The organism is Rhizobium sp. 57MFTsu3.2 (assembly GCF_012932765.1).
In the GTDB taxonomy this organism is placed as follows: Bacteria; Pseudomonadota; Alphaproteobacteria; order Rhizobiales; family Rhizobiaceae; genus Rhizobium; species Rhizobium altiplani.
Map to the genome: position 1 here is coordinate 54,605 of NZ_JDWI01000013.1, position 26,439 is coordinate 81,043.

Consider the following 26,439-nt stretch of genomic DNA (forward strand, 5'->3'; position numbering starts at 1 on the left):
CTGCTTCAAGTATCGGACATTGCTTTAGCCCTATGAAAATACGCTTGCCCAGGTATTCGTCTATTGATGACCGGGCGGCGCCGACCCGCCATGAAAGCAGGCCCGTCATCGACCCGCCATTCAACCAAGGTATCGGCCACACCTTCGTATAATGGAATGCGTGTCCGTTCGGATGTTTTCTTGTCACGGGACCGGGCAACATGTCCGCTTGCGGATCAGAAGCCTTGGATCCTCGACCAAGCGGCATTGGCATGGGGAGTATGTCTTATGGCTCGCCTTCTTTCCGTCAACGTCGGGTTGCCCCGCGACGTCGAATGGCAAAACAGGATCGTCAAGACGGCGATTTGGAAGAGCTCGGTCGAGGGTCCACGCATGGCGCGGACATTGAACATCGACGGCGATCGGCAGGCGGACCGGGCCGGACATGGTGGCAAGCAACGCGCGGTGTTCGTCTACCAGATAGACTCCTACCGGTACTGGGAAAGGCACTTGGGCCGAAGCGACTTTGTCTATGGGCAGTTCGGAGAAAACTTTACGGTGGACGGGCTTGCCGACGCCGAGGTCTGCATCGGTGACCGCTATCGCATCGGTGGGGCGCTGTTCGAGGTGACGCAGCCCCGTGTCACGTGTTATCGGCTCGGCATTCGCATGGACGTGCCCGAAATGGCGGCTCTGTTGGTGTTGCATGACAGACCGGGCTTCTATTTTCGCGTTCTTGAGGAGGGGTATGTCCAAGCGGACGACGCTATCATCAAGACCGCATCCGGAGAGGGCGGCATGAGCGTCTCGGAGATCAACGCGCTGCTCTACAAGCCTGGCCATCGCCGCGACCGATTGGAACGGGCGCTGCGCAATCCGGCGTTGAGCGATGGTTGGCGCCATTCGTTCCAGGCTTTGCTCACACAATCGGCCGAGGGCGCGAAGGTGACGGGAAATGCTGGCCTGACGGGCGTGATCGAGACGCGCCCGGCGTGGGGTGGCTTCCGCGAGTTCCGCGTTGCTCGCAAGACGCCGGTGGTTAATCACGTCACCTCGCTTGAACTCCAGCCGTTGGACGGGAGGTTGCTGGAGAACTACCTGCCAGGGCAATTCATCGTGCTCCGGCTGCAGCCACGCTCGGCTCCGCTCCTACTTCGAAGCTATTCACTGTCAGGCCGCGCGGACGGCCAGTGTTTCAGGGTAACCATCAAGCGGGAGCCGCACGGTGCTGCCGGCAGATTCGTAAGCGAAGAACTGAACGAGGGTGATCTCGTGGAGGTGAGCGCGCCGCGCGGCAGCTTCACATTGATCCGCGGCGACGGACCTGTGGCATTCCTGAGCGCGGGGATAGGGATGACGCCAGTTCTCGGCATGCTTCATGCTCTCGCGGCTGAGAATTCTTCGCGGGAGATCTGGTGGCTCTATGGAACGCGCAGCAGCCTGGAGCATCCATTTGCACAGGAAGTACGCGAGCTCCTTCGATCGCTCCCGAATGCCCATGGCCACACCTGCTACAGCGCGCCCGCGCCAGGCGACCGACAGGGCACTGACTATGACTCGACAGGCCACCTGGACACGGCAATCCTCAAGACGCTTGGCCTTCCGATCGAGAGCGATTTCTACCTCTGCGGACCTGCGAAGTTCATGAGCGACCTCACGGAAGGACTTGCTGGCGTCGGAGTTGCGCGCCATCGCATCCACACCGAGATGTTTGGCTCCGGTTCATCCATAACGCCAGGAATCGCAACTTCGCCGCGACAGCCACCGCATCAGCCGGCTGGCGAGCCCGGCTCCGGAGGATTGGTCTCGTTCGCTCGCAGCGGATTGGCCGTGCGTTGGAACCCGAGCATGCACAGCCTGCTCGACTTGGCTGAGGCATGCGATGTGCCGGCTCGCTGGTCCTGCCGAACCGGCGTCTGCCACACCTGCGAGACCGGATTGATCTCGGGCTTGGTTACCTATCAACCGAACCCGATCGATGGAGCTGCGGATGGCAATCTGCTGCTTTGCTGCTCGCAACCGGCAGGTGACCTCGTCATAGACCTATAGCGGCCAGGGGTCGCACAAACGAAGGAATTGGACATGAGATCAGACATCGTTTCGGGAGCGGTTTTTCCAGACTACGAACTCAGCGATCACACCGGCAAGCGTCGAAAACTCTCGGAGTTGCAGGCCATCTATCCCATGGTGCTGGTTCTCAGCCGAGGCAGCTTCTGTCCCAAGGATCGACGTCAGCATGAGGGGTTGCTGCAGCTCTATCGAGAAATGGAGGTCGGGTATTGCAGGCTGGTGACGATCAGCACCGACACCATTGCCGAAACACACGAGTTCCGCAGCGGCGTCGGGGCGCATTGGCCATTTCTGTCGGATCCGAGACGGACGATCCAGCAGGATCTTGAAATCGCGGAATACACGGACCCGGTTCATAATCCGATGATCCCCCATGTCATTGTCCTCGAACCCGGTCTGGTCGTCTACAAACTCTACAATGGCTATTGGTTCTTTGGCCGCCCGACAGTTGAGGAACTTCGCCAGGATCTGCGCGAGGTCTGCAAGAAATCCTGGCCCGACTGGGACATCACGCAACCGGAGTTGCGGTCCGCTTGGCAGGAAGGGCGTAAGGATATGTTCTTTCCCTATGGCAGATCCATCGCACAAACTCTGGCCGACGATTAGCTCACCGGTTTTCGGCGACCCGACAGAGTGCAACCAGTGCGGTTAGCAAGGCGACGGTGAAGGCGTCGTCGTGCTTCGTGACAACGGCTGGACCGACGAGGAGATCACCGCTCGCCTGCCGGGGCATCGCGGCGATCACACCTTCAGCCGCAGTTGACCGCGGCTGTCTGGGGCTCCGAGCCCTGATCGTCGAGGTGGTATGCCACCGAAGAACGGTGGACAGGCGCTTTTGACGACGACGCCCCAGACGCCACGGGATCGCGTCTGGGGCCGGTGGTGAACATCCGTGATGTCAAGCCCGGCGCGTCATCCGCTGCGTTCTGCGAGTGCTCGAAGGACGGCCTTTTCGAGGGCGTCGTCGAAGAAAGGTTTGAAAAGACAATCGGATGCGCCTTTTGCAAGGAGCCTTGACCGCTGGTTCTCGTCATGGTTCGCGGTTATAAAGACGATGGGGACCGGGCTGTTGCGACGTAGGAGCTCGCACTGCAGATCCGTCCCAGACATCCCCGTCATAACGACGTCGAGAAGCAGGCAGCTCGTCGTCGCAAGGGCGCCCGAAGCGAGAAACTCCTCCGCCGACGCGAAGGCGATGCTGTCGAGGCCAAATGATTGAATAAGCGCGGGCAGGGACTCGCGAACCGACACATCATCGTCAACGACCGAAACCAATGGACGAACGTTTTCCATGGCCAACTCCGTTGCGGCCACCACACGGTATATCTGTCAACCGGTCGGAACCACCGCCGGAACACGATTGAATCTAGGAGTTGTTCAACCTCCAGTACATTGTACCAAGGTATCGGTCCGCTGGCCCTTCTTGTCGTTTGCACGATTCAGGAACAGTCCCCGGCGTGGCTATCAGACACGCTATACCGCCAGCGATGTGGTACAGGACCGATTTCGGGAGGCCGCATGGTGGGGGGAACATCTTCGTGAATATCGCTGCGTTATTGGCGAGAGCGTTCGATGGAACCGAACCGATCCACAGCCCAGCCAGCTACCAGCTCGGCCGTCGCCGGATCGCTGACATCGCCGTCGACGAGCTCGAGACGGGTTGTCCGATCGGATTACCTGGCTTGCTGACGCGCCTTGATGTCCCGACGACGTTCCAGCCCTTGTCGAGAAATGCCTTCACCAGTCCGGCACCGATCTCCTGGGACGCACCGAGGCTTCAATCCTTGCTCCCATGGAAGCATCTCCCGAAATGGGACCTCAGGCTATTGTGCCAAGGTGTCTCCGATACTATCGGATGCTGGTCTGGCGCAAAGGATAAACCTTTGCCGTGGTCCTCAATGCATGACTACCTGATCGCCGAGCCGGAGGCGCGCAAACATGGTGACAAGCTCGGGCAGAGAACGAGCATTCATTTTGCGCATCAACTGACCGCGATGCGCCTTAACGGTTATTTCGCTGATCCCAAGTTCGAAAGCCACCTGCTTGTTCAGGAGGCCGTGGACGACGAAGAACATGACCTCGCGCTCCCGGGGGCTCAGCATTTGATAGCAGGATCGAAGGGCGGCCAGCTCGCTATCTTCGCGCGTGAGTGCTGCACTGCGTTGCATGGCACTTCTTATGGCATGCAATAGCGCAGCGGTGTCGATTGGCTTGGTCAGGAATTCGAATGCGCCGGCCTTCATTGCGCGCACAGTGGTCGGCACGTCGCCGAAGCCGGTTACGAAGATGATCGGTATCCTCCTTCCATCCGCGGTCAAAAGGCTCTGAAGGTCGAGACCATTCAAGCCCGGCATGTTGACATCAAGCACGAGGCAGCTCGGCCCAGCGGGTCGCGCATGTGAAAGGAAGTCCTTCGCGGAAGCGAAAAGCAGCGGCTGCCATCCTGCGGATGCGATGAGAAGTTCCAGGGATTCCCGGACGGACACATCGTCATCGACGACAAACACAACGGATCTCTCCAGAGCCTGGATCTGCGTCTTTGCCCGCTGATGTGCGGCCGCGATGGTACTGTACATAGCTTTCTCCTTCTGACTTCGCTCAGTGTCATCTGACAAGCAAATCACGCAAGCCTTCGCTCAGAACCGTCAAAACGCGCGCCGATACATTCGACCGCCCTCGGCAAGGAGCAGTCGGAGCATCCCTTCGCCGCCTTGCTGTACTGAGCATGGCCGGTAAAACCTGCCCATTGCGTGTGAGCCTGCGGTGCGGGCCGCCCGCGTTCCGACGCCGAGGTTCATGCAATCGGTGTGCTTCATCTCCAAGAATGAATCGACATCAAATCCGTGCGACCGGATCAGATGGAGCGGTGGTTCCCGTATCGAAACATCCTCGTCAAGAATGCAAACGACTGGCTCCTTCTTCATCGCCGCGTCCTCGCTTGACCAAGGCCCGTCGCCTGGATTTGTGGCGCCGAATTCGAGGGAAGTCGGAAGCCGAAGGTCGCTCCGGCTTTTTCGTTGGATGACGCGTACATTTGACCGTTGTGCGCTTCGACGATCGAGCGGCTGACCGACAGGCCGATGCCCATGCCGTCGCTCTTGGTCGTGTGGAATGCCGTGAAGAGCTGTTCGATATCAGTCGCGATACCCGAACCTGTGTCCCGGACCGCGAGCTCGACCAGCCCCTCTGTTGTGATCGCCGTTCGCAAAGCGATTTCCCGAGGCTGGTGCGCGAGCTCGCCGATTGCGTCGATCGCGTTGCGGAACAGGTTCATGATGACCTGCTGAAGCTGAACCCGGTCCCCATCTACCCCCGGCAGTTGATCTGAAAGGTCCAACCGCAGTGCGATCCTGTTCCTTTGCAGGTCGCTCCCGATCAAGCCAACAACCTCGCGTGCGGCATCATTGAGGTCAAGCGGTTCGAGCGTTGCGGGCTGCTTCCTGAACAGTGCCCGGACCTTCCCGACCACTTCGGATGCGCGCTGTCCATCCCTGATAGTCCGGCGTGCCGCTTCCAGAGCGCCCTCGACATTCGGTGGTGTCGCGGCGAGCATTCGAAGAGACGTGCCGGCGTTCGTGATGATCCCCGAAAGCGGCTGGTTCACTTCGTGGGCTATCGAGGCCGTCATCATTCCGAGGCTCATCACCCGTGTGATCTGCGAAAGTTCGGCCCTGAATCGGTCGCGGGCTTCTTCGGCAAGACGTCGCTCCGTGATGTCCTGGCCGGCGCCGATGCATTCCACATGGCCATCGGGATACTCGAGACTGCGCGCAACGACCCTTAGATAGCGGACGGACCCGTCGCCCGAAATGATCCTGGCCTCATACTCTGGATTGTAAGCGCCAGCGCGAATTTCGTCGCGCCGGCGTGCGAGAACCTCTCTGTCGTCAGGGTGAACCCGCGTCGCCACCGCTTCCATGGTTATGACGGCGTCCTTCTCGAAGCCGAAGATGCGGCTGAGTTCGTCGGAGAAAATGACCTCATCGGTTGCTAGCTGCCAGCAGAAGGTACCGGTGTGGCTCATCCGCTCGCCTTCCGCCAGCAGCATTTCGCTGTGACGAAGCTTGTCCTCGGCCTTCTTCCTGTCGTCGATGTCGGTATTCGTTCCATACCATCGTGCCACCGACCCATCTTCGGCGAAGACCGGGTTGGACCGGATCAGGAACCACCTGTATTCGCCATCGCGACGGCGGATGCGGGCCTCTGCTTCGCCGGGAACGCCCGCGTGCAGCACCTCCTCCCACGTCTTGAGAAGGCAGGCGACATCGTCCGGGTGAACAGCTGCCCACCAGTGGTCGGCCTCATCTGCCGCGATCCCGGCAAACTCAAGCCAGGGTTCGTTCAGATATTCCACCTCTCCGCTCGGTGCCGCGGCCCAGGCCATGACGGGAATGGCGTCTACGATCTCCTGGAGTTTCTGCTCGTTGGCCGCCCTGGCGGCCTCGGCACGCCTCCGATCATCGATATCCGTCAGGAACACGTACCATGGCGCGGTCGAGGGGTCCGGGAAGGGAACGCCATGAACCTGGAACCATCGATAGTCCCCGGCACTACCCTTTACGCGCACCTCCAGATCAAAATTCTGTTCGGCTGAGATTGCCTCGTTGAAGATCCTTATCGCTGTCGGCAGATCGTCGAGATGTATGATGTCAGCATGTTGCCAGTTTCGAAACTCTTCAAGACTAACGCCGCAGTATCGGGTGAGCCGTGCGTTCACGGCCTCGACTACTCCCTCACTGGAAAGGATCGCGACCATACCCGGCATGCTGTCGACAAGACGGCGAGCAGTGCGTTCGCTTTTGCGGAGCGCTTCCTCCGTCTGCTCACGTTCGGCGATTTCCTTCTTCAGGGCCACGTTGGCAGTGGCGAGCTCCATCGTCCGCTCGGCGATTCGCTTCTCAAGCATTGCTGCCAATTTTGCCTGACCGACATGCCGCGCCGCCTCATTGACCGCAAGTGCGGCTTGATTGGCGCCGACGTTGAGTACAAGGCGCTCCTCTTGCGACAGAAGCCTGCCATGGCACCCCGCGACCAGAACGCCGGCAGCACCTCCCAATCCCACCTGCGCATGCGCAATGACCATCAGACCTCGCCCGAGCGACAGGTTGGCGGAAGCCGGCCAGGCCGAAAGAGGTCCAAGTGCGGAATCGAGGGACGCTCCAACCTCCTGAGCGTTGATAGCGACATCGGAAGTCGGCAGTCTGGCCAGTTCCACGAGTGCTGGGTCATCTGGCAGCATCAGCCGAAGATAGAGCAGGTCGACATCCAGCATCGCCTGAAGGGCGTCGAGGAGGATATTGCCGATCTGAAAAAGATCGCCACCCGACCACATCGCTGGCAAGGCAACGAGCGTGATCAGGTCGCTCATGCATCGGCGACGCCAATCATCACGTGGTGCGGCACTCTTGGCGAGATCAACCATGGTTCTCACCGCGGTCGCGAGCCTCGCTCCTCCTCGCACGCCGCTCCCGCAATTCTTCCAGGAACTGCGCCGGGGCGACATAGAATGGATTCTCCTGGAGGACGCCGCCGACGACAACCATCGGATGCGTGCGGAGAACATCGACGACAGTTTCGCCGCCAAACTTTGCAAGATCATAAATGCAAATGACAACGTCGTCGTGCTGGCTCCAGACGTCGTTCACGCGCGCTTCGAAGGATATCAGATCCGCAATATCGGATCGCCCGTCGCCGGCCCAGTCCATCTGGCATATGATCCGGCTTAGCGGATAGCCGTTGTCCGAGTGACCGCTCGCCAGCTTCTCGAAGACCGCAAGCATCCTGTCGGAATCGAAGCGACCATCGCTGAGATAGACATCGGCATTCGTTCGAATGTCGAGCTGACCGACGGCCTCCGCTTCTTCGGTGTCGATCCCTTCACAGCGGAGCCTGTCGAGGTGTGCGGGCCGCTGGCCGGGATTGACCAGATGAACGGCCTTATGCCCGCATTCGAACCCATCGACGATGAACGGTATAAGCACCTTGTAGGCCTCATCCTCGCTGTTGAAGAAGGCGCAGACATGGCGGCTGTGGCCCAATTCCGAGCCGGCGAAGCGAATTGCATGAGCATGCTGTGCCATTTGCGATCACAGTTCTGGTTCCTGTCTCGCGCCTGGGCTCCGGATCTTTCGACGCTGCCCGCCGTGGAATATTGCCAGCGACTGCCGCTCCCGCAACCAGGATGCGCCGATTATGAAATAGGGTCTATTGTACGATGGTGTTGGCTGCCGGGGCCCTTTTTGCAACGAGAGCGATGTTTCAGGTCAATGCAAAGGTAGTGGCGACGCCCAACACAATAGAGGAAGCTCCTCCTTTTGGCCATCCTGTCGGCAACAGCCGGTGACAATGAAGGGGGCATCTCAACTTTTGATGTTATTCGCTGACACGTACAATCAGCTTCCCGAAATTCTTGCCCTGCAGCAGGCCGATGAAGGCCTCGGGGGCATTCTCCAGGCCATCGACGATGTCCTCGCGGAATTTCAGGCGGCCGTCGGCCAGCCATGCCGACGCCTGGCTCAGAAAATCGGGCCGCTGGTCCGCGAATTCGCGCTGAATGAAGCCACGCACCGTCAGGCTCTTGCGAAGCACGGCTCGCATGAAGCCGGGGAGGCGATCGACGCCTTCCGCCGGTTCGTTGTTATAGTGGGCAATCAGGCCACAGACGGGTATGCGTGCGAAATCATTGAGAAGCGGAAAGACCGCTTCGGCAACGGGGCCGCCGACATTCTCGAAATAGACGTCAATCCCATCGGGGCAGGCTAACGCGAGTTGGGCGTTGAAATCCTTGGCGCGGTGATCGATTGCAACATCGAAGCCTAGTTCGTCGCGGACGAATGCGCATTTCTCAGGGCCGCCGGCAATGCCGACAGCCCTTGCACCTTCAATTTTCGCAATCTGGCCGACAACCGATCCGACGGCGCCGCTTGCTGCGGCGACAACAACGGTCTCGCCGGGCTTTGGCCTGCCGATATTGCGAAGTCCGGCATAGGCGGTGAAGCCTGGCATGCCGAGCACGCCGAGCGCCGCGGTCAGGGGTGCCTGCGTGGCGTCAAGCCTTCTCAGCCCGTCGCCGCTCGATGTAGCGTAGGTCTGCCAGCCCGAATGGGACAGGACGATGTCGCCCGGCGCAAAATTGCTGTTGCGGCTGCCGATGACGCGGGCAACCGTGCCGCCTTCCATGACCCCGCCGATAGCAACTGGCGGAGCATAAGATTTCGCGTCATCCATGCGTCCGCGCATATAGGGATCGAGTGATAGATAAAGAACCTGCAGAAGGACCTCACCTTCTGCGGCCGTCGGCAGGGGGCCGCGCTCGGTTCGGAAGTTCTCAGGCGACGGCAGCCCTTTGGGCCTTGATGCCAGCGTTACCCTTACATTCTCCAAGGCTTCGGGCATCGAATTCACTCCATAATCAAGATCGTTCATACCTGCCTGACGGTAGCGTCATCCCACCTCAGCCGCACGGTGCTTTTTTCCTTTCTTTCAACTCCAAAGAGAAAGCGGTTTCCTATCGAGCTAAATATCTACTTATTTGTGAGCCGATGTGATGACCTATCTTCTCAGCTTGCTGGACAAGGCCCCGGTCGAAGCTGGTGCGACCGCGGCGGATGCGCTTGTGGCGGCCGTCAAGCTGGCCATTGCGGTCGAGGAATTCGGTTATCACCGCTTCTGGGTCGCCGAGCATCATAGCATGACCAACCTGGCGAGTTCCGCACCCGAGGCGCTGATCGCCTATCTACTTGCACGCACGTGCTCGATCCGTATCGGCTCGGGCGGCGTGATGCTGCAACACTATAGCGCCTACAAGGTCGCCGAGACTTTTAACGTCCTGTCCTCGCTTGCGTCGAGCGCCTATCCTTTCAATCAGTCGCCATACAGATTTCAAATGGTCATTCCTTGACTTTCAATCGGTCATAGCCCTAGTTTCAAACAGTCATCAAAGGAATGAAGCTGTGGCGCTGTACCCAAGGCTCGTTGACTGATCGTCGGTCCCAGACAATCAGGAAAAACGACGTTGGCCAAGAAGATGGCCAACGAGGGGATGGAGTATTACACGCTGGACAATGCAACGACCCTGGACGCAGCGCGACAGGATCCAGTTGGTTTTGTAAGAGGTATGGATCGCGCCATCATCGATGAAATTCAGCGCGCGCCCGAGCTGTTGTTGGCCATCAAGGAAAGCGTGGATATCCCGAGGCACTGGGCCGCAAAACCTTGAGCCGCAGACAGGACTGGTATGCGGATTATATCCAGGCGATCGTTCAACGCGACGTTCGCGATGTCGCGCAAATCGAGCAGATCGCTCAAATGCCGCGCCTGCTACGCATTCTGGCAGAGCGTTCGGGACAGCTCGTGAACTATTCCAGAATTGGCGCGGCCATTGGGATGAACCACATCACAACGCAAAAATATGTCGGCATCTTCGAGAGCCTTTTCCTCGCTCGAACCGTACAACCCTGGTTTTCCAACAAACTGAAACGTCTGACGAAGACACCGAAAATACATTTCCTCGATTCCGGCCTTCTCGCATCCCTTCGCGACCTCTCTCTCGACCGCCTTCGCGACGACAGGGGTCAGTTCGGGGCGTTGCTGGAGACTCTCGTTTTTGGAGAGATCCTTAAACTCGCCAGCGGCGCGCAAACCCGCCTCGAGTTTTCGCATTTTCGTGACAAGCAGCAGAACGAAGTCGATGTCGTCATCGAAGATACAAGAGGGCGGATCGTCGGTATCGAGATAAAAGCGGCAGCATCCGTCTCGAATTCCGATTTTTCGGGATTGCGAATTCTGGCCGAAGCATCCGGAGAACGGTTTGTTTCGGGCATGGTCTTGTATGACCACCAGATGGTGATCCCTTTCGGAGAACGTTTGTCCGCTGTTCCAATATCGGCCTTGTGGCGTTAGCGCGTGAGAATGTCGCTTCAGTCTTTAGCCCCGATCATTCTTGAGACTTCCGAGGTTTCGATAACAATGGGGGTCGGTCCACGCGACAGGAGAGCGGTTCACGGAGATCTACTCACCAGGGCAACGAAAATCCAACACCAAGGGGTAGACGATGGCACTCATGCTCGTCGTGGGTGCTGCTGACGAGCCTTGTGCTTGCTTGAATGTCACTGCTCATTGCGCGGGAGCCATGTGCGGACTGCCGCGCAGGACAAGTGCGAATGCGCCAAGTCCCAGAAGGGTGAGGCAAAACCCTGCCCATACCGCAGAGAGCAAACCCAGGCCGCTGCCGATGGCCAGCCCGCCCGCCCAGGCGCCGATGGCATTTGCGACGTTGAGAGCGGCCAGGTTCATGGCACCCATCAAAGTTGGGGCTTCCGGCGCAAGTCGCGTAAGGCGGACCTGGATCGTGGGTATTGCTGTCATCATGGTTGCCCCAACGCAGAAAAGCCCGACGAAAAGCGTGGGGGCGTTGGAGCCGAAGCTGGCAACGATCGCGAGTACGATGACGGCGCTCCCGAAGCCCACCACGATGCCGCGTGCCGGGTGCAGGTCAGCAATTCTGCCGCCAAGAAGGTTTCCTGCCGTCATGCCGATCCCGAACAGGGCGAGAGCGATCGGGATCCATCCCGGGCTCATGGAAACGACATCGGTCACGAAAGGGCCGATGAAAGTATAGACGGCAAAGATGCTCGATACGCCAAGCGCTGCCACCAGCATCATCCACCAGACCGCCGGTTTGCCGAGCGAACTTAGCTCTCGGACGATTGAACCGCCATTCAAGGCATTCGTCCTGGGGAGCCATAGCCACAACGCAGCGGCGGACGCCACGCCGAGAGCTGCAACGGCAAAGTAGGTATTCCTCCATCCCAGGTTTTGGCCGAGGAAGGTGGCGAGTGGTGATCCGACGATCGTGGCAATCGTCAGGCCGCTCATCACGAGGGCGAACGCTTTCCCACCATGTCCCGGGCCGACAATATATGATGCCACGACCGCACCCGCCCCGAAGTAGGCGCCTTGGGGCACGCCACTGATAAAGCGAGCCACCGCAAGCGTGCCGAGGCCTGTCGCCAAGGCTGAGAGGATGTTTCCGCACACGAAGACAGTCATAAGCAACAGAAGCAAAGTTCTGCGGTTAAGATGAGCCGCGGCCAGCGTGACGAGGGGCGCACCGATCACGACACCGAATGCGTATGCTGTTATCGCGTTCGTGGCGGCCGGCAGATCGATCTGCAAACTCGCCGAGAACAGCTGCAGAATTCCCATACTCGCGAATTCGGATGTGCCAATACAGAAGCTTCCGAGCGCAAGAGCGAAGAGAGTGAGGCCGGCTTTCTGCCGTTGTCGCTGGTCGGTACAGTGAACGTTTACAGCGGCGCATTGGGCTTCAAAGGCTTTACTGAGCATTTGGCCTCCGTTGATTTAAGGTGACTGCCTCGTCTCGACGCGGTCTGTTTCATTTGGAATTGCAGCAGCCGATCAAGGGTGCCGCTACCGAGAACCTTACTGCTGAGAAGGCATCACGATTGTTAAATGACGCTTAGCTCCGAAAAGATGTGCTGCAGCCGTCTCGTGAGCGATCCTACGCGGTGCCGCGATTGCCGACCGCCCGGAGCGGCTTGCAAGACAGGGGCCTTTTATGATCCTCATTTCCCCTCGCGCTACTGGGCGAGATAACCCCCGTCGATATTCAATTCGATGCCGGTCACGTAGCTTGCCTCTTCGGAAGCCAAGTAGAGACAGCCATATGCGATCTCGATCGGCTTGGCGCCGCGTTTCATCGGAGTCATGGCGATGACGGCATCGTTGAGTGCTGGCGCTTGCTTGTCCGTGAGCGGCGTATGTGTGAAGCCCGGATGTACGGAGTTGACCCTGATCCCGTCGGATACGAACGTTATCGCTGCGTTTTTGGACATGTTGCGGACAGCACCTTTGGCGGCATGGTAGGAATGCGCACCTGCAACTGCCGCACTGCCCCATATCGAGGAGATGTTGACGATCGAACCCGCCTGCTGCTTGCGCATGACACGAACTGCTTCCCGCATGCCGAGGAAGACGCCGGTCTGGTCGACGGCGATCATCTTCAGCCAGTCCTTCATTTCCAACTTGTCGAGGGGTTCGTAAGCGATAATGCCGGCGCTATTTACCAGCACGTCCAGGCGGCCATGCTTCCGGAGGATCGCGCTAACGACGGTTGCCCATTGCTCTTCGCTGGTGACATCAAGTGTCACCGCTTCAACCCCTTCGGGGTATGGTTGCTCGGGCGGCTTGATGTCGCCCGCGACGACGATGGCGCCCTCGTTATCGAAGAGTTCCGCCACGGCGAAGCCAATACCACCAGCGGCTCCCGTGACCAATGCAACCTTGCCTTTGAGTCTCATATAGCAACTCCTGGTCTGACGGTCTCGTAGGCGGAGGCGTCTACGGGGCGGGTGTGTTTTCCCCGCACCGCGATTGCCTTCATTCGCCGACGTATGGTCTTGTCAGGCTTGCTAGTCGCTGGCCGGCGCCAGAATTTGCATTCGCATCACCTTCACGCCCCCGTCGGCGAGTTCTGGTAGCTTGGCAAACCACTCCTTCACATAAGGCATTGCGTTATGTGCCTCGAAGTCGGTTTCGTTGGCAAATATCTCGTAGAAGATGAAGTGTCCGGGGGTCTCTCGGCTCTCCTGCAGGAAATAGACGAGGTTTGCAGGATCGCTACGCACGAGGTCGATGAGTGGAAGCGTGATGGCTCTCAGTTCGGTCTCCTTGCCCGGTTTGGCACGGACCTCGGCAACGACCGAGTAAGCTCCGCTGGCAATTTTGGCATAGCCCTGTCCCGGACCTTCCTGTGCGAGCGCTTCCGTTTGGAGAACCGTTCCCGCAAGCAGGCCACCAAGCAGAATAGCCGAGGTTTGCAGCCGCAATGTTCTGATCATGTCATATCTCCCTATCTCGCCCAATCGCAGTGGCCGCTGACAAAGCCAGGACCGGTTTGAGAAGTGATGTCGATGCGTTTTGGGACTACTTCGCGGCGAGTTGCAGATGCGCTGCCAGCGCGTCGGAAAACCGCTTTTTCACCGGCCCGAGCGCCTTCACAAACTCCAGTTGTTCCCCCTCGGGGCCTTTGCAATAGATCAGTTCCCATCCGTCTGATGGCGCGACAGTCACCTTGTTGGTGTTAGCACTCAAAGGAGCCGCCTTTCGCTCCTCTTCAGTCGAAACGCGAATGATGCGATTTGCTCGTACCTGCGTCATTCCGCGTCGTGCGGACTCCGCCTCGAGATCGGCGATGAACTGGTTGAAGTCGACATCGTCTCCGACATGGAAGCAGATGTGCATCATTCGCGGGAAGGCCGGGCTCATGTGCTCCAGCGGTTCGGCGAAAGCCTTCGGGCCGCCCATCGGCTGGTCGGCATCGCGATACTGCAACAGTTCGATTACGACATTATCGAACTGAATGAACCGCACGTCGAGGCGCTGGGTGCCTCCTCTGAGATCGGGAACGCCGATTGTCCGTGGATTTACGCCGAGTTGATTGGCGAGAATTTCCTGGTCGGCCAAAAGCGTGTTCTGGACCGCGTCGCCTTGGAAATCGCCGTGGCGGAAGACTTCGGTTCCGCCGAGCACTGCCGTGTAGAACTCATAAGCGCGTTCCATGTTCTGTACGGTGAGGCCGAAATGCTGCACACCCTGGAGCCGGGCGCCTAGCGAACCCGTGGCGCGGGTTGCTGCCGGCGTTTCCTCCGCGAAGGCAGTGGCGCTACCGCCGAGGGCGGCGGCAATTCCACCGAGAGCAACGCCTCCCGCAGCGCAAAGAACAGCTCGGCGATCCGGGTCGTCCGGTTGGATAGAAGTCTTTTGCGTGCGCGACATCGTTAGCTCCCGTGGTTCGTTGGGGGTGATTGCGAAAATTCTAACGCGGATGCGCTTGCGAGGCTGGTTAAGATCGGGGAAATTCGGTGAACCGAGCCGCAATCCCGTTAGCACGATATCGACGCCTGTGGGCGGACTGCGGTCTCCGAGAGCGGCACCAACCAAAGGCTCATATGGGTATGGACAGGACGGCGGGGCGAACCAGACGGATTGCGATCGTGTTGGGTGCAGGCGTGGGGATGTATTTCAGCATCGGGATCGTGCTGATCTATGGCTTTAGCGTTTTCATTGTACCGATCACCGCGGATACTCAGTGGGACCGGACAGTGGTGGCCGCTGTGGTCGCACCGATAGCCATCGTAAACGGTCTCATGTCGCCTGTAGTGGGTGCACTAACGGATCGGTTCGGTCCGCGTCGGGTGCTTGTTATTTCATCCGTGTCGATGGCCATCGGCCTTGTTGGTGTGGGAATCGCGCCAAATAGCCTGGAGACATTCATCGTGGCCGTCGTTGTGGCGAGCCTCATGGGCGCCGCGCAGACCGGCGTGCCCTATACCTATATGATCGTCGGATGGTTCTCCTCACGACGCGGTCTCGCATTGGGTGCCATGCTTGCCTTCGTTGGACTTGGGATCGCGACGGTTCCTCCCTTCCTCGCATTCCTGATTTCAGTGTGGGGCTGGCGCTTTGCCTTTGTGGCTGCCGGTCTGGTGTCCGTGGCGGCTACGCTACCTGTCGCGCTTTTCGTTGTTCGCGATCCACCTGCACGTCGGGAGGTCGTGGGTTCAGGGGGCGAGGGCCACACTGTTCGCCAGGCGGTGGAAACCGCCAGCTTCTGGCTTATGTTGGCCGCCTTCTTTTTCAATTACTTCGCTGCTGCGGCCGGATCGATTTCACTTCCTGTCGTTTTGGCGGATCGCGGGGCCGATCCGGCGAATGCAGCTTTTGTCATGAGCCTTGTGGGCCTCGCTTTCATCGCCATGCGCCTCGGCTATGGGGCGTTGCTCGACAGATTGCCGCCGGTGCCATTGACCAGCCTGGCCTTTTTGTCACCCGCTGTCGGTCACCTCATTTTATTGAGCTCGGAGGGTCTCATCCCAGTCTATGTCAGTGCCGTCTTTTTCGGCCTTGCCACCGGAGCGGAAGGTGACGCGATCGGTTATCTCCTGGCGAAGCGCTTCGGAATGCGCAGCTTCGGTAAGCTCTTCGGCATCAACTACATGGCTTTGACGTTTGGCGCGGGCCTCGGACCGGCCTCATTGCATATCATGGCGGCCGAAGGCACCCACTACCTTGAGGCTTTCACGATCTTTGCCGTCATTGCGGCGATCGCTCCGGTGCTTCTGCTTTTGGATGGTCGTACGCGATCGCTTACTGCTCGGGAGCAGACTGAGTACGCTTTGCGCGCCGAGTGACAGGGACGGCGGCCGCGCGCCTCCTGCCGACGTCCTTCAAAACATTGAGGAGCTCGCGAGCTCTAGCAAGATCACGGGTTGCGAACCCGTCGTTGAAGCGCCCGTAGACGGGCGCCAAAACTCCTGCGGCCTTGACGTCTTGATCCGTCCGAAGCCAGTGCTCGGCCAGAGCCGTCGCCGCGCGCAACTCCCATGACAGTGCGCCCTGCCGGCGTGCCAGATCGATTGCTTGCACATAAAGCGCCTCGGCGGGTTTGTCCGTCCGGTGGTCGCCCTCCTTGCCCAACAAATCCGCCTTTATGCGCAACAGTTCAGGCATGCACCAAATTTCGCCGGTCGAAGCCGAAAGTGCGAGGGCCTCGTCGATTGCCATGCGCCCCGCTTCGACGTCTCCGTATTTTCCCAGATCCGCAGCATAAACGCCGATGTAGAATGGGCACCGCATGCGGAAGTCCACAGCGAGAAGCTCATCAAGCGCGCCTCTCAAGATTGCCAGTCCAGCTGCGTCGCCGCTTTGCAGGAGCCACTCTGCGCGCAAGCAGCGGCCCATGGCACTCCAAACCGTCATGGCGTGTTCGGCGACATGAGCTTCGATGGCGACAAGCAGGCGCTCAGCGGCAACAAGGTCTCCCGTCAGCAGCGCGATAGGGCAGGCAGTATGGACCACGGCATTGCAGAGCGCGAGGGCATGTTGCGCGGCGCGCGCTTCTTCCAATTGACGCTGTGCCATGGCAACCGCCTTGTCGGGATGTCCCTGTAGCCAGGTAACGTTTGCAAGGGTGCCCCGCGCCGCAGATCGCGGGTCCAATTGAAACCGCGCAGTGTCCGAGCGAGTCACGGGAGGAATGTATCTGGCTATCATGCGTTCAAGGTGATGCTGTGCGTCGGCAAGCTCGCCGAAACCGATCGCGGCGATCTCGACGCACGCAATAATGTCGACAGGCAGGCGCGCGTTTGGCGAGTTCGAGGAGATGTTCGGCGTGGCGTTGACGCATGCTGTCGCTTTCGCCGCTTTCGGCAAGTTTCTGCAGCGCATATCTGCGTGTCGTATCGAGCAATCTGTACTGCGTCCCGAACTCTCCTCGCTCCGTCGAGACAAGCGACTTCGCAACGAGGTTCGCGACAGCGTGAATGCATTCAGAGCGGGGGCGACCTTTGTCGACCGCAACGGCGCAAGCGGATTCAAGACTAAAGGCTCCAGCAAAGACCGAGAGGCGTCGCAGCAGGACGCGTTCAGGCTCGACGAGCAGTCCGTAGCTCCAGTCCATCGTCGCAGCCAAGGTATGGTGGCGAGAGTCACGGCCGCGCCTATCGCTCAACACATGAGATTGATCGGAAAGAATATCGAGGAGTTCGCGTGTACTGAATGCCTCCAGTCGAGGCGCTGCAAGTTCGATTGCGAGTGCCAGACCATCGAGCCTGCGGCAGATCTCGGCAACGATTGATGCGTTCTCGTCGCTGAGCTTGAACTCGTTGCGACTTCCAGCCGCGCGTTCGACAAAGAGCTCGACGGCTGGGAATGCCAAAGCCCCGGCTGCAGAAAGTCCGGACGCCTCCGGTGGGGTTTCGAGCGGCGGCAGGCGATGGATCTGTTCTCCAAGAACCCGTATTGGTTCTCGGCTTGTCGCGAGAATTCGCACCCTTGCTGCGGCAGCCAGAATCGCGTCTGCGCAAGCAGCCACCGCTTCGACAACATGTTCACAATTGTCGAGGACAAGCATGAAATCCCGGTCGGCCGCGAAGGCGGCGATCGCAGCTTTGATATTTGCCGAGTGAACCCTCAATCCGATCGCCGTGGCGATCGACGACGGTACGAGAGTGGCATCGTTCACAGTCGCCAGATCAACGAACCAGACGCCATGCTCATAAGCTGTGGTCAGTCGGTCAGCGATTGCGAGCGCCAATCTCGTCTTGCCAACGCCGCCCGGGCCTACGATCGTCACGAGGCGTGAGCCCTCAAGGGCATGCCCGATCGCATCAATGGCAGGATCTCTTCCCACCAAGCGGGTCGCTGAAACCGGCAGGTTATGCTTGCGGGCAGACGTCGCGATAACGGAGGCGTCACTGTGCCCGGAAATATCCACGGGAAACACGAACTGATAGCCGCGGCCGCTCACCGTCGCTATGTATTGCGTGCCGTCGGGGGCGTCCCCAAGCACCCGACGAAGTGCCGCAACGTTCACCTTGAGATTGCTTTCCTCGACGAAAGTATCCGGCCAGGCCCGCGACACCAACTCAGCCTTGCTCACCGGTTCACCAGGTCGCTCAATCAGAGCCACCAAAATTTCCAGAGCGCGGCTACCGACACGGACGGCCGTCTGATCCCGCATCAGCGACTGGCGTTCCGGTACAAGCACAGATGGACCAAAGGAATAAGAAGGCACGGCCAAAGCTCCGGGCGAAAAAATGCAAAGCTTTTCAATACGGGGACGATCGTTTCACGAAATCACTCCTGCCGCGAGATTATAGACAGGAGCAGCGAAGCAACCTATAGTAGCGACGGGTATTACCTTTGACTAAGGAGCTGACATGGCATCACCTACCTCGCTGAAGCTCGATGGCGAGTTAAAGGGCCGCGTCCAACACTTGGCCGAAGTCCGTCGCCGTTCGTCCCACTGGATCATGCGCGAAGCGATTGAGCAATACGTGGAACGTGAAGAGAAGCGGGAGGCGCTGCGGAGTGAGACCCTGAAGGCCTGGGATGAATTTCAGGCGACCGGCCTGCATGTGACAACCGATGAGGTCGAAAAATGGCTTTCGACGTGGGGAGCCGACGACGAGCAGCGCGCTGCGCCCGGATGCCACAAATAGTCTTCGCCCCGGCCGCCATTCGTGATCTCGAGAGACTTCGGGAGTTCTTGCGACGGAAGACCCCGTTAGCGGCCAAGCGAGCGGGCGAATTTATTCTCCAAGGTCTACGGGCGCTTGGCGCGCATCCCTACATGGGTCGCTCATTGAAGATCTGCCCGATCAGTATCGGGAATGGCTCATGGAATTCGGTGACAGCGGATTGCACGCTACCGTATCGATGAGAATTATTTGACGGTCCTCGCCCTGCGCCATCAGAAAGAGGTTGGCTTCTGATGGCATTGTAGCGATCGGTGTTCCGCTCGTGCAGCTAAAACCTTTGTGCGACAAAGCGGGTAGCCGGTCCGATGCTCATCAAGTGGACAGTGGCCGCCCGTGGACGGCCCTGGAAATCTCGCTAGCGTGTGTCGGCCGGAGTTGTTGCGCCGGCCGAAAAGGATCAGGTCGAGGACCGCGCTTGCTATCCGGCCGATCGATGTATTGTATCGATACCGATCATGGACGAATGCGGATGATCGTCTTCCCAGTGCGCCGCTCGGTCGAGTTAAAGGTGGCAATAGCGCTATCGAGTGTAGAGATGTTGCCGATGTTCGTCCGTAGGCGTCCGTCCCGTACCCGCTGAACGATTTCGTCCAGCTGGGCACGATTGGATTCAACGACGAAGTCGATTGCCAGACCATCGGCGGGCCGCGCCTCGACTGGCCCAACAATGGACACCAGCGTTCCTCCGGCGCGTATGAGGCCCGCAGAACGCTTTCCAATATCGCCGCCAACGACATCATACACGAGATCGACGCCACCGACGTCTTCGAGGACATCATTTTGAAGATCCACGAACTCTTGGGCGCCGAATTCGAGAGCCTTCTGACGGTCGGCGGAGCGTCCGGTGCCTATAACATAAGCACCAAAGTCGCGCGCTAGCTGCACTGCAATCGAGCCAACTGCGCCGGCGGCACCGTGTACGAGGATGCTCTGGCCAGCCTGAAGGCGGCCGTGCTGAAACAGTCCCTGCCATGCGGTCAGGCCCGAGATTGGCAAGCTCGCGCCCACCGCGAAATCGACTTCGCCTGGCAGCGGCGCGATGTTGCGCGCCTCGACAGCCACGTATTCCCCTAAGGTCCCGTCGCGATACCAATCCGTGAGGCCGAACACCCGCTGCCCCACCGACAGTCCGGTCGTGCCATAACCAAGAGCGGTGACCACCCCGGCCAGCTCATGCCCGGGGACCGATGGTGTTCGCTCGCGGCCAACCCGGTCGACCCAGGTCGAGGGCCAAGTCAGTTCTGTCGGGACGAATCCCGCCGCATGAACCTCAACGATGACGTCGTTTATCGCCGCCTGCGGCTCGGGCCGCTCCGCGAGCTTCATGCCGGCCGTTCCCGCGGCTTGATCAGTTGCTATGATCGCTTTCATGGGATTAATCTCCTCAGACATTTGTTGCTTCAGACAAAATTTCTCGCGGAAATCTATTCGATCTCGCACACAAGAGGCTGGCGGTTCTCTTCCGCGCCGACCGTGATCTCGAGTTTGTGTGCGATGTCGAAGAGATCGCCGCCCGAGTTCGATGGAGCCGCAGCGCCGTGAATCCGGGATGACATTCAACCGCGCGATGGAGGCGGGCGCTTCATCGTTAGAAGCGCAGTCACATCGTCCAGATCATCTGTCGATGAGAAGGCAAGGGTCAGCCATTTCCCGTCGACATATGTTTTGGCCTCATCGTAGCGCTTGACCAGGTGCGGGCGCCAAACATAATGCCGCTCCTCAAACTTCTCTCGTTCCGCTCCGCCCATGACCACGACAGCAGAAAACCGCCTGTATTCCGGCACCAGCGTGGTGAACGCCTTGGTTTTCTTGTAGCGCAAGGACCAACCGCGGTTCCTGCCACCGTAGAGCCAGTCCGGCTCGAAAACCGCAGGATAGAACTCGTCGATCCAACTGCGCAGTTCGGCCCAATGTCCGAATGCCTGCGGTCCGATCCATTCTCGAATTGCGCTGTCGTCTGGCGGCGCTGAATGGTCGGTGATCCTGTCGCCGATCTGTGGAAGCATGGTGGTTGGTAAAATCATCTGAAGGCTCGTTATTGGTAGTCCGGCAGGCCGGAGGGGTTAAGATGAAGCTGTGCAGGGGCTTGCTGCGCCGTATCGCGTTAGGGTCAACCGATGCTCGACAGGCCGGCAGGACCGCTGCGCATGCCTCGAGGCTCCCTCACCACACTGAGGTCGAGAGCGGCGAGGGCTTTCTTTCTAGCCAAGGGCGCTTCGTTCCAGTCCAGGAACGCGGTGGCCTGCAAGGGGAGAAACTGCTGGGTCTTCAGCCCAATGGAGCTGAGTGCCAGCGACAGATAGGGGGTGAGAAAGTCCGGCTGGTTAGCTCGCTCACCGCTAAAGATGGCTCCGGAGGCGACACCGATAAAGACCGGACGGTCCCAGAGCATTCCCACCTTCCCAGCGGGTGTCGACTTCATTGTGCGACCGACGCGCAGAATTTGATCGATCCAAGCCTTGAGCGCCGAAGGGATCGCGAAGTTGTGCATCGGCGTTCCGATGACAATCACGTCAGCTGCTTCGACTTCCTGGATAAGCGCTTCCGAAACATCGAGAGAACCCGTCGGAGGTGCCGCCAACGTGGTCGGCGTCGATAGCGCCACCGCATAATCAGCCACCGCGTGAGGCAAGGGTTCGGTCCCCAGGTCACGCCGGCTGACGCTTGCGCCCGGTGCAACTTCGAGAAGCCTTTCGACGACTGCCGCCGAAAGCTGACGGCTATGCGATTGTCGGCGCGGACTGCTATCAATATGGAGAATGTTCATGTGATTGCTCCCAGTGACCTCGACAAGTTGCGACGGGATCGGATCAGATCGACCCGGCCGGCGTCACGGCGGGAAAATCCTTCTCGGGATCGAAGACGTTGTTGAAGAAATTCGTCAGCGTGTACATGGCGACCAGTGCCACAATCTCGATGGCGTTCGCGTCCGTGTACCCGGCGTCACGGACGGCTTTCAGATGGGCATCAGAAACGTGTCCGCGGGTCTCAATGACGTTGCGCGCAAACTGGACGGCGGCGTCGCGCTTCGGATCGTTGGCGTGGCCCTTGCGTGCGAGAATGATGTCGCTGGCCGGCAACTTGGCCATGTGTTCAGCGGTGAAACTGTGAACGGTCAGGCAGTAGTTGCAACCGTTCACCTCGGAAACGGCGAGGCCGATGCTGTCGCGTGTCTTCACGTCGAGCGCCTTGCTCAGGGAGCCGAGCAGACTGGCCCAGGCGTTGAACGCGATCGGGCTCTGCGCGAAGGCGGCCATCATGTTGGGCGTGAACCCGATGCTTTTGGTGAACATATCGAGGGTTGGTTTCGAGTCGGCCGGAACCTGTTCGGGCGTCAGGGTAGTGGTTCTAGGCATCTGAATCTCCATAAGCTTTTGATTGGATTGCAAATCATGCAAAGGACAGGACATCGGCCACCGGCATGCGCGGCTTCTGCGGCCAGTTGCCGGCCCGCTCCGGCCCTACGGTCAAAAGCATGACCGGGATTTCGTCTTCGGCCAGGCCGAACTCGCTGTGCACGGCCTCTGCGTCGAAGCCGATCATCGGCGTCGTACCGAGGCCAAGGGAGCGAGCTGCATAGATGATCGCCGAGGTGCCAAAAGTAGCGGAGCGTACCGCTTCGTCGCGCTGCCGCTGGGGTTGATCGTCATAGAGGCCGCGAGCGGGTGCTTCCCACTCCGGCACCAGATGCGCCGGCATGATGCCGGCCTTCACCACCGGGGCGAGGCGCTCGGGGACGGTGCTGGCATCGGCCAACTGACCGATGACAATGAATGTGACGGCGGCTTCGGTGATCGCTGGCTGATTCCAGGCGATCGGACGTAGCCGGGCCTTTGCCCCTTGCGTACGGACAGCGATAAACCGCCAGTTTTGCAAGTGAAACGATGTCGGCGCGGAAGTGCCGATCCGCACCAGATCGCGGATCTGATCGTCGCTTAGCGCGGCGGTGGTGTCGTAGTATTTGGCAGCGCTACGGCTCAGAATGGTTTCGATGACGGCATTCGTCGGCATCGGTTGGTTGTCTGCGTTGCTGATGTAGTTCATTGGGTTGCTCCCTCATCAAGTGATTACGGAGCCCAATTTACCGACCAATGTGAGAATAACGAGACTGAATTATCTCAATATGATGCTCGAAAGGATCAATCGTGCGTGTCTCTACTCACCCGCGCCCGTCTCGCCGCCATGCGCCTGTCTGCGCCATTCCCCGGGCGTCATCCCCATTCTCTCGGCAAAGACACGTCGGAATGCCGAAACAGATTGATAGCCGACCGTTTCGGCCACGGCCTCGGTGCTGATCGCAGTCTTTTTCAACTCGTTGGCTGCAAGGCTCATACGCAGATCAGTCAGTAGATCGAGGGCCGAACAACCCAGCCTGTCCTGAAAGTGTCGCATAAACGTAGCACGTGACATGCCGCACAAGTCTGCGAGATCGGGGAGTTTCCAAGCTTGGGCCGGGTCGGCAAGCATGGCAGCGATGGCTGGAGCCAGCCGCGGATGGCCGGCTAGGGCCAACAGACCTTCGGGAGCTTTCTCCGACTCACTCGAGGCGCGAAGCACGAGTGTAAACAGGGCCGAAGAAAGCGCATTGAGAACCGCGCGCCCTCCTGCTCGGTCGCCGGCCGATTCCATTCGCATTAGCCCCACTAGACTTGCCAGTTGGTTGGAAGCCGAACCACTATCTCCATCGCCGTCCATGGCCCGCGTTACGAGATTTGTGGGCAGGTAGTTGCGGACCAATCTGTCATGGGGCGCAGCAATGAAGAATCGGCCACACAACAGATCGAGCCGCTCTCCCTGACTGTCATTTTCGCTCAGCATCCAACCGGCGGCCCCTTGGTGCTGTTGAGTGGGGATCGGTGTTTGCCCGCTACCGTCGTGCAGCACATGCGCCGCGCCGTGAGGTAGCAGCACAATATCTCCGCTCACCAGCTCCCTCGCTGTTCTCGTCTCGGGATCCTCGAAAACGGCTCGACCCTTGACGATGACGTGATAGGGGATTTCGTTCGCCGCCGCCCGGCTCCAGGCCACGCGCCATGGCGCACCGTAGGCACAGCGGACCTCGAGCTGACCTGTGACCGTGATGATTTGCAGGAGATGGCTCAACCAGTCGACTTCGGACATTGGACCTCGGGGAGTTAAAAGGCTCACGCACCTTATCTATCCTAACGATGGCTGTGCGCGCTACATGGCCTCGTGCGAGCCGACACCGGTGGGGTAAATTGAAAGCTATGCAGGCGCCCTGATTGCAGCTCGCATAAGAGTGGTGTCCAGAAACCCAACCACCACGACGGGTAACGGGGAGGAACAAGCAAAAGCGACGGTTCAGAAAGGAAATGCCAATGTAACAACGGATGCAAACGCAGGAGAACCGACGACCGCTTGTTGCGCAAAACACACAAAGCGGGCGCGGGATCGATCGGGCGAGATTGCGGCGCGACCACGACGCCATCTCGAAGCTCGGCTTTGCTGATTATCTAGTCCTGTCGAGTGCATCAAAGCTCCCGGTCGAACTTGGGTTCCCAGCTGCGGGTCATGCCCGGCTCGTCGTCTCGCGTGGAGCGTGACGATGGTTACATTGGCATCTTCGTCATCGAACGCTAGCGCGGCTTCGACCTCGAAATCCACCTCCAGTTGCTTCTTCGACTCAGTGGACATGACCAGCTTCCCTGAGCAGAGCATGAAAGGCCCGCATGGCGTCGTTGATGTCTCCAGGACATTGGAACCAGCGCGGTGAGCGCATCACAACCGAGGAGCCGACGGCACTGTAGTACCCGCAGGCGCGATGTGTGGGTGGGTCAAACGCGATGTCGAAGTAGCCGAGCGGGCCACCGGAAGCCATGTCGTAGACGTCAGCCGAATAGAGGCCCCAATCTTGATGGTTCGGCATCATGATTATGATCGCCATCAGAAGGGGATGAACCTCGGCCATCGTCGCCCTCCTGGGTAGCGTCCGGTAGGTTCCCGCAATTTGCTCAGCGCGCGGCTGTCCGGCCGGCATGTGTGACATGGCCGTGATCCTCTTCTAATGTTTGGATGTTCTTATTATGTTCTCTTTTGTGCCGGAGTCAACATTGAGATAACGGCGTAACGGAAACTCACTTCGGGTGACCCAAAGGCGAATTTCAACGCACTCGAAATGCGGCATACCTGCAAGGGTATCGTGGGTTCAAATCCACCCTCTCCGCCATAAAACGTATTTGATTTCATTGTTTTAAGATTGGACTGATAGCGAAGGTCGAAACCTATCGCGCGCGCCGGATACGAAAGAAGCGGTTCCAGCCTGCACTGCCAACGTTTTTCAAGCTTGAGTTCCACGTTTGCTTAATTTTGGCAGAGAAATCTCTTTGTATCTCATGGATGGAAGCCAAGATCGGTTGACTCTCAAGAATTATGATTTTCGGCGCTCAAAGGCATTTGGCTGTAACGCATAGCACTCAACGCCCCTTGAGTCCCACGATTCACCTTTTTTGATAGACAAGCCGCTTTGATTTCTTCATGAAACATGTAGCCCCCGCGCCGAATAAGCGCCGACCTGACCGCGGAGAGGTGGCAGAGTGGTCGAATGCACCGCTCTCGAAATGCGGCATACCTGCAAGGGTATCGTGGGTTCAAATCCCACCGTTTCCGCCATAAAACTATAAGAAGTCAATTGTTTACGACGTTTTTGCTTTGAACTCGGGCGCCGCTCGCTCGTCATTGCAATTGCAATTGATTGCCGGGCCACTCTGACCGCGCGTCCGGGGCGGCTTCCTTCTTCTTCCTGCCAGCAACCGTCAATCGCGCGTAGCAGGCGACGCCTAGCCCGTTTGAAGCGCTGCCGATATCTCGGCAAGTGTCGCCTTCTCGGCGTCGCTGACGGCGACGCCGCCTATGCCCATGAAGCCACCCTCCTTGGAAGCCTCCGCCACTCGCTGGCTGATCTGGTATAGCCAGGCCTTGACGGCCGCCGCATCGCCCGGAGCCTTGGCCTCTATGATCGCTCTGGCCTGCTTGAGCACCTCGATGCACTTGGTCTTCATTTCGTCGGGTTTGGCGCCTTTGAGCTTCGCCTGCAATCCGTCTCGCGCGGCCTCGCGTCCTTCCGAAGTTTCGAAATCGCCGACGAGCGCTAAGATCAGTGGATTTGCGTCGCCGGTCTTGGCTTGCAAGAGCGCGCTACTACTTGCAAGGCTCTCCTTGAGTGTGCCCCAGAGACCGCTCGGCTCCGCCGCAGTCACCGCGATGCCGGCCATCATCGTGCTCTGCAGAAGGGTCTTCCACTCGTCTGTGGTGAACGTCGACTTGTCAGCCATGGCTGCCACTCCCTTGCTCATTGGTTTTCGTAGGC

General features: G+C 59.1%; 26 protein-coding genes, 1 tRNA gene and 3 pseudogenes. 8 read left to right on the forward strand and 22 right to left on the reverse strand.

What is annotated here, in order from left to right:
• Positions 1–267 precede the first annotated feature (267 nt).
• The gene (locus AF71_RS15545; protein WP_169681994.1) at positions 268–2,028 is read left to right on the forward strand and encodes an MOSC and FAD-binding oxidoreductase domain-containing protein; all 1,761 of its coding nucleotides are present in this window, start codon (positions 268–270) and stop codon (positions 2,026–2,028) included.
• A gap of 33 nt (positions 2,029–2,061) precedes the next feature.
• Positions 2,062–2,655, forward strand: coding sequence for a redoxin domain-containing protein (locus tag AF71_RS15550; protein WP_169681995.1), 594 nt, complete (start codon positions 2,062–2,064; stop codon positions 2,653–2,655).
• A 306-nt stretch (positions 2,656–2,961) separates the two neighbouring features.
• Here the strand turns inward: AF71_RS15550 and AF71_RS15555 are convergent, their stop codons facing one another.
• From AF71_RS15555 to AF71_RS15575, 6 genes and pseudogenes are all read right to left on the reverse strand, one after another.
• Complete coding sequence (locus tag AF71_RS15555) at positions 2,962–3,342, reverse strand: response regulator (protein WP_169681996.1); 381 nt, start codon at positions 3,340–3,342, stop codon at positions 2,962–2,964.
• Positions 3,343–3,577: 235 nt separating this feature from the next.
• Positions 3,578–3,805, reverse strand: a pseudogene (locus tag AF71_RS31720) (hypothetical protein); the annotation flags it as partial.
• A 139-nt stretch (positions 3,806–3,944) separates the two neighbouring features.
• Positions 3,945–4,625: a response regulator gene (locus AF71_RS15560; protein WP_169681997.1), complete on the reverse strand. Its 681-nt coding sequence runs from the start codon at positions 4,623–4,625 to the stop codon at positions 3,945–3,947.
• Positions 4,626–4,969: 344 nt separating this feature from the next.
• A complete protein-coding gene (locus AF71_RS15565) occupies positions 4,970–7,417 on the reverse strand; it encodes a PAS domain-containing protein (protein ID WP_169681998.1) in 2,448 nt (815 codons plus the stop codon).
• A gap of 46 nt (positions 7,418–7,463) precedes the next feature.
• The gene (locus AF71_RS15570) at positions 7,464–8,129 is read right to left on the reverse strand and encodes an MEDS domain-containing protein (RefSeq protein ID WP_018859125.1); all 666 of its coding nucleotides are present in this window, start codon (positions 8,127–8,129) and stop codon (positions 7,464–7,466) included.
• Positions 8,130–8,421: 292 nt separating this feature from the next.
• Positions 8,422–9,444, reverse strand: coding sequence for an NADP-dependent oxidoreductase (locus AF71_RS15575; RefSeq protein WP_169681999.1), 1,023 nt, complete (start codon positions 9,442–9,444; stop codon positions 8,422–8,424).
• A 151-nt stretch (positions 9,445–9,595) separates the two neighbouring features.
• Here AF71_RS15575 and AF71_RS15580 point away from each other — a divergent pair.
• Together AF71_RS15580 and AF71_RS15585 are read left to right on the forward strand one after the other, a co-directional pair.
• Positions 9,596–9,892 (forward strand): annotated as a pseudogene (locus tag AF71_RS15580) (LLM class flavin-dependent oxidoreductase); the annotation flags it as partial.
• 135 nt (positions 9,893–10,027) lie between these two features.
• Positions 10,028–10,950, forward strand: a pseudogene (locus AF71_RS15585) (DUF4143 domain-containing protein).
• Between the two features lie 213 nt (positions 10,951–11,163).
• Here AF71_RS15585 and AF71_RS15590 read toward each other — a convergent pair.
• The 4 genes from AF71_RS15590 to AF71_RS15605 form a co-directional block, all read right to left on the reverse strand.
• Positions 11,164–12,396: an MFS transporter gene (locus AF71_RS15590; RefSeq protein ID WP_169682001.1), complete on the reverse strand. Its 1,233-nt coding sequence runs from the start codon at positions 12,394–12,396 to the stop codon at positions 11,164–11,166.
• Positions 12,397–12,650: 254 nt separating this feature from the next.
• A complete protein-coding gene (locus AF71_RS15595; protein ID WP_169682002.1) occupies positions 12,651–13,370 on the reverse strand; it encodes an SDR family oxidoreductase in 720 nt (239 codons plus the stop codon).
• Positions 13,371–13,481: 111 nt separating this feature from the next.
• The gene (locus tag AF71_RS15600; RefSeq protein WP_025661424.1) at positions 13,482–13,910 is read right to left on the reverse strand and encodes a putative quinol monooxygenase; all 429 of its coding nucleotides are present in this window, start codon (positions 13,908–13,910) and stop codon (positions 13,482–13,484) included.
• A gap of 85 nt (positions 13,911–13,995) precedes the next feature.
• Entirely contained in the window at positions 13,996–14,847 is an 852-nt protein-coding gene (locus AF71_RS15605) for a VOC family protein (protein ID WP_169682003.1), read from the reverse strand.
• A gap of 173 nt (positions 14,848–15,020) precedes the next feature.
• On the opposite strand from AF71_RS15605, the gene AF71_RS15610 reads away from it, so the two are divergent.
• On the forward strand, positions 15,021–16,262 hold the full coding sequence (locus AF71_RS15610) for an MFS transporter (protein ID WP_246733668.1): 1,242 nt from the start codon (positions 15,021–15,023) through the stop codon (positions 16,260–16,262).
• On the opposite strand, the gene AF71_RS31725 is transcribed toward AF71_RS15610, so the two are convergent.
• Positions 16,219–16,992 (reverse strand): hypothetical protein, encoded by a 774-nt coding sequence (locus AF71_RS31725; RefSeq protein ID WP_246733671.1) that lies wholly within the window; start codon positions 16,990–16,992, stop codon positions 16,219–16,221. The genes AF71_RS15610 and AF71_RS31725 overlap by 44 nt on opposite strands.
• A gap of 136 nt (positions 16,993–17,128) precedes the next feature.
• Entirely contained in the window at positions 17,129–18,646 is a 1,518-nt protein-coding gene (locus tag AF71_RS31730; RefSeq protein ID WP_348644138.1) for a winged helix-turn-helix domain-containing protein, read from the reverse strand.
• A 145-nt stretch (positions 18,647–18,791) separates the two neighbouring features.
• Between AF71_RS31730 and AF71_RS15620 the strand changes: the two genes are divergently transcribed.
• Positions 18,792–19,073: a CopG family ribbon-helix-helix protein gene (locus tag AF71_RS15620; RefSeq protein WP_169682004.1), complete on the forward strand. Its 282-nt coding sequence runs from the start codon at positions 18,792–18,794 to the stop codon at positions 19,071–19,073.
• Positions 19,061–19,294, forward strand: coding sequence for a type II toxin-antitoxin system RelE/ParE family toxin (locus AF71_RS15625; protein WP_246733674.1), 234 nt, complete (start codon positions 19,061–19,063; stop codon positions 19,292–19,294). Before AF71_RS15620 ends, AF71_RS15625 begins: the two co-directional genes overlap by 13 nt.
• Before the next feature lie 271 nt (positions 19,295–19,565).
• Here the strand turns inward: AF71_RS15625 and AF71_RS15630 are convergent, their stop codons facing one another.
• From AF71_RS15630 to AF71_RS15665, 9 genes are all read right to left on the reverse strand, one after another.
• The gene (locus AF71_RS15630) at positions 19,566–20,483 is read right to left on the reverse strand and encodes an NADP-dependent oxidoreductase (RefSeq protein WP_169682005.1); all 918 of its coding nucleotides are present in this window, start codon (positions 20,481–20,483) and stop codon (positions 19,566–19,568) included.
• 53 nt (positions 20,484–20,536) lie between these two features.
• Positions 20,537–20,668 carry a hypothetical protein gene (locus AF71_RS32125; protein ID WP_281412458.1) on the reverse strand — a complete coding sequence of 44 codons (132 nt, stop codon included), beginning with the start codon at positions 20,666–20,668 and terminating at the stop codon, positions 20,537–20,539.
• Positions 20,669–21,136 carry a DUF3788 domain-containing protein gene (locus tag AF71_RS15635; protein WP_169682006.1) on the reverse strand — a complete coding sequence of 156 codons (468 nt, stop codon included), beginning with the start codon at positions 21,134–21,136 and terminating at the stop codon, positions 20,669–20,671.
• An 86-nt stretch (positions 21,137–21,222) separates the two neighbouring features.
• Positions 21,223–21,879: an NAD(P)H-dependent oxidoreductase gene (locus tag AF71_RS15640; protein WP_169682007.1), complete on the reverse strand. Its 657-nt coding sequence runs from the start codon at positions 21,877–21,879 to the stop codon at positions 21,223–21,225.
• 43 nt (positions 21,880–21,922) lie between these two features.
• Positions 21,923–22,468, reverse strand: coding sequence for a carboxymuconolactone decarboxylase family protein (locus AF71_RS15645; protein ID WP_169682008.1), 546 nt, complete (start codon positions 22,466–22,468; stop codon positions 21,923–21,925).
• A gap of 34 nt (positions 22,469–22,502) precedes the next feature.
• On the reverse strand, positions 22,503–23,156 hold the full coding sequence (locus tag AF71_RS15650) for a nitroreductase family protein (RefSeq protein ID WP_169682009.1): 654 nt from the start codon (positions 23,154–23,156) through the stop codon (positions 22,503–22,505).
• Positions 23,157–23,267: 111 nt separating this feature from the next.
• Positions 23,268–24,233, reverse strand: coding sequence for an AraC family transcriptional regulator (locus AF71_RS15655; protein ID WP_169682010.1), 966 nt, complete (start codon positions 24,231–24,233; stop codon positions 23,268–23,270).
• 201 nt (positions 24,234–24,434) lie between these two features.
• Complete coding sequence (locus AF71_RS15660; protein WP_169681939.1) at positions 24,435–24,767, reverse strand: hypothetical protein; 333 nt, start codon at positions 24,765–24,767, stop codon at positions 24,435–24,437.
• Positions 24,757–25,041, reverse strand: coding sequence for a hypothetical protein (locus AF71_RS15665; RefSeq protein WP_169682011.1), 285 nt, complete (start codon positions 25,039–25,041; stop codon positions 24,757–24,759). The genes AF71_RS15660 and AF71_RS15665 overlap by 11 nt, the downstream gene beginning before the upstream one ends.
• 611 nt (positions 25,042–25,652) lie before the next feature.
• Here AF71_RS15665 and AF71_RS15670 point away from each other — a divergent pair.
• A tRNA-Ser gene (locus AF71_RS15670) sits at positions 25,653–25,742 on the forward strand.
• A 167-nt stretch (positions 25,743–25,909) separates the two neighbouring features.
• On the opposite strand, the gene AF71_RS15675 is transcribed toward AF71_RS15670, so the two are convergent.
• Positions 25,910–26,404, reverse strand: coding sequence for a hypothetical protein (locus AF71_RS15675; protein ID WP_169682012.1), 495 nt, complete (start codon positions 26,402–26,404; stop codon positions 25,910–25,912).
• Between the last annotated feature and the right edge of the window lie 35 nt (positions 26,405–26,439).

What these genes read in the sequence shown, in the direction of transcription:
- AF71_RS15545 (WP_169681994.1), top strand. Translation starts at nt 268, where the DNA reads ATGGCTCGCCTTCTTTCCGTCAACGTCGGGTTGCCCCGCGACGTCGAA.
- AF71_RS15550 (WP_169681995.1), top strand. Translation starts at nt 2,062, where the DNA reads ATGAGATCAGACATCGTTTCGGGAGCGGTTTTTCCAGACTACGAACTC.
- AF71_RS15555 (WP_169681996.1), bottom strand. Translation starts at nt 3,342, where the DNA reads ATGGAAAACGTTCGTCCATTGGTTTCGGTCGTTGACGATGATGTGTCG.
- AF71_RS15560 (WP_169681997.1), bottom strand. Translation starts at nt 4,625, where the DNA reads ATGTACAGTACCATCGCGGCCGCACATCAGCGGGCAAAGACGCAGATC.
- AF71_RS15565 (WP_169681998.1), bottom strand. Translation starts at nt 7,417, where the DNA reads ATGAGCGACCTGATCACGCTCGTTGCCTTGCCAGCGATGTGGTCGGGT.
- AF71_RS15570 (WP_018859125.1), bottom strand. Translation starts at nt 8,129, where the DNA reads ATGGCACAGCATGCTCATGCAATTCGCTTCGCCGGCTCGGAATTGGGC.
- AF71_RS15575 (WP_169681999.1), bottom strand. Translation starts at nt 9,444, where the DNA reads ATGCCCGAAGCCTTGGAGAATGTAAGGGTAACGCTGGCATCAAGGCCC.
- AF71_RS15590 (WP_169682001.1), bottom strand. Translation starts at nt 12,396, where the DNA reads ATGCTCAGTAAAGCCTTTGAAGCCCAATGCGCCGCTGTAAACGTTCAC.
- AF71_RS15595 (WP_169682002.1), bottom strand. Translation starts at nt 13,370, where the DNA reads ATGAGACTCAAAGGCAAGGTTGCATTGGTCACGGGAGCCGCTGGTGGT.
- AF71_RS15600 (WP_025661424.1), bottom strand. Translation starts at nt 13,910, where the DNA reads ATGATCAGAACATTGCGGCTGCAAACCTCGGCTATTCTGCTTGGTGGC.
- AF71_RS15605 (WP_169682003.1), bottom strand. Translation starts at nt 14,847, where the DNA reads ATGTCGCGCACGCAAAAGACTTCTATCCAACCGGACGACCCGGATCGC.
- AF71_RS15610 (WP_246733668.1), top strand. Translation starts at nt 15,021, where the DNA reads ATGGGTATGGACAGGACGGCGGGGCGAACCAGACGGATTGCGATCGTG.
- AF71_RS31725 (WP_246733671.1), bottom strand. Translation starts at nt 16,992, where the DNA reads ATGGCACAGCGTCAATTGGAAGAAGCGCGCGCCGCGCAACATGCCCTC.
- AF71_RS15620 (WP_169682004.1), top strand. Translation starts at nt 18,792, where the DNA reads ATGGCATCACCTACCTCGCTGAAGCTCGATGGCGAGTTAAAGGGCCGC.
- AF71_RS15625 (WP_246733674.1), top strand. Translation starts at nt 19,061, where the DNA reads ATGCCACAAATAGTCTTCGCCCCGGCCGCCATTCGTGATCTCGAGAGA.
- AF71_RS15630 (WP_169682005.1), bottom strand. Translation starts at nt 20,483, where the DNA reads ATGAAAGCGATCATAGCAACTGATCAAGCCGCGGGAACGGCCGGCATG.
- AF71_RS32125 (WP_281412458.1), bottom strand. Translation starts at nt 20,668, where the DNA reads ATGTCATCCCGGATTCACGGCGCTGCGGCTCCATCGAACTCGGGCGGC.
- AF71_RS15635 (WP_169682006.1), bottom strand. Translation starts at nt 21,136, where the DNA reads ATGATTTTACCAACCACCATGCTTCCACAGATCGGCGACAGGATCACC.
- AF71_RS15640 (WP_169682007.1), bottom strand. Translation starts at nt 21,879, where the DNA reads ATGAACATTCTCCATATTGATAGCAGTCCGCGCCGACAATCGCATAGC.
- AF71_RS15645 (WP_169682008.1), bottom strand. Translation starts at nt 22,468, where the DNA reads ATGCCTAGAACCACTACCCTGACGCCCGAACAGGTTCCGGCCGACTCG.
- AF71_RS15650 (WP_169682009.1), bottom strand. Translation starts at nt 23,156, where the DNA reads ATGAACTACATCAGCAACGCAGACAACCAACCGATGCCGACGAATGCC.
- AF71_RS15655 (WP_169682010.1), bottom strand. Translation starts at nt 24,233, where the DNA reads ATGTCCGAAGTCGACTGGTTGAGCCATCTCCTGCAAATCATCACGGTC.
- AF71_RS15660 (WP_169681939.1), bottom strand. Translation starts at nt 24,767, where the DNA reads ATGTCCACTGAGTCGAAGAAGCAACTGGAGGTGGATTTCGAGGTCGAA.
- AF71_RS15665 (WP_169682011.1), bottom strand. Translation starts at nt 25,041, where the DNA reads ATGGCCGAGGTTCATCCCCTTCTGATGGCGATCATAATCATGATGCCG.
- AF71_RS15675 (WP_169682012.1), bottom strand. Translation starts at nt 26,404, where the DNA reads ATGGCTGACAAGTCGACGTTCACCACAGACGAGTGGAAGACCCTTCTG.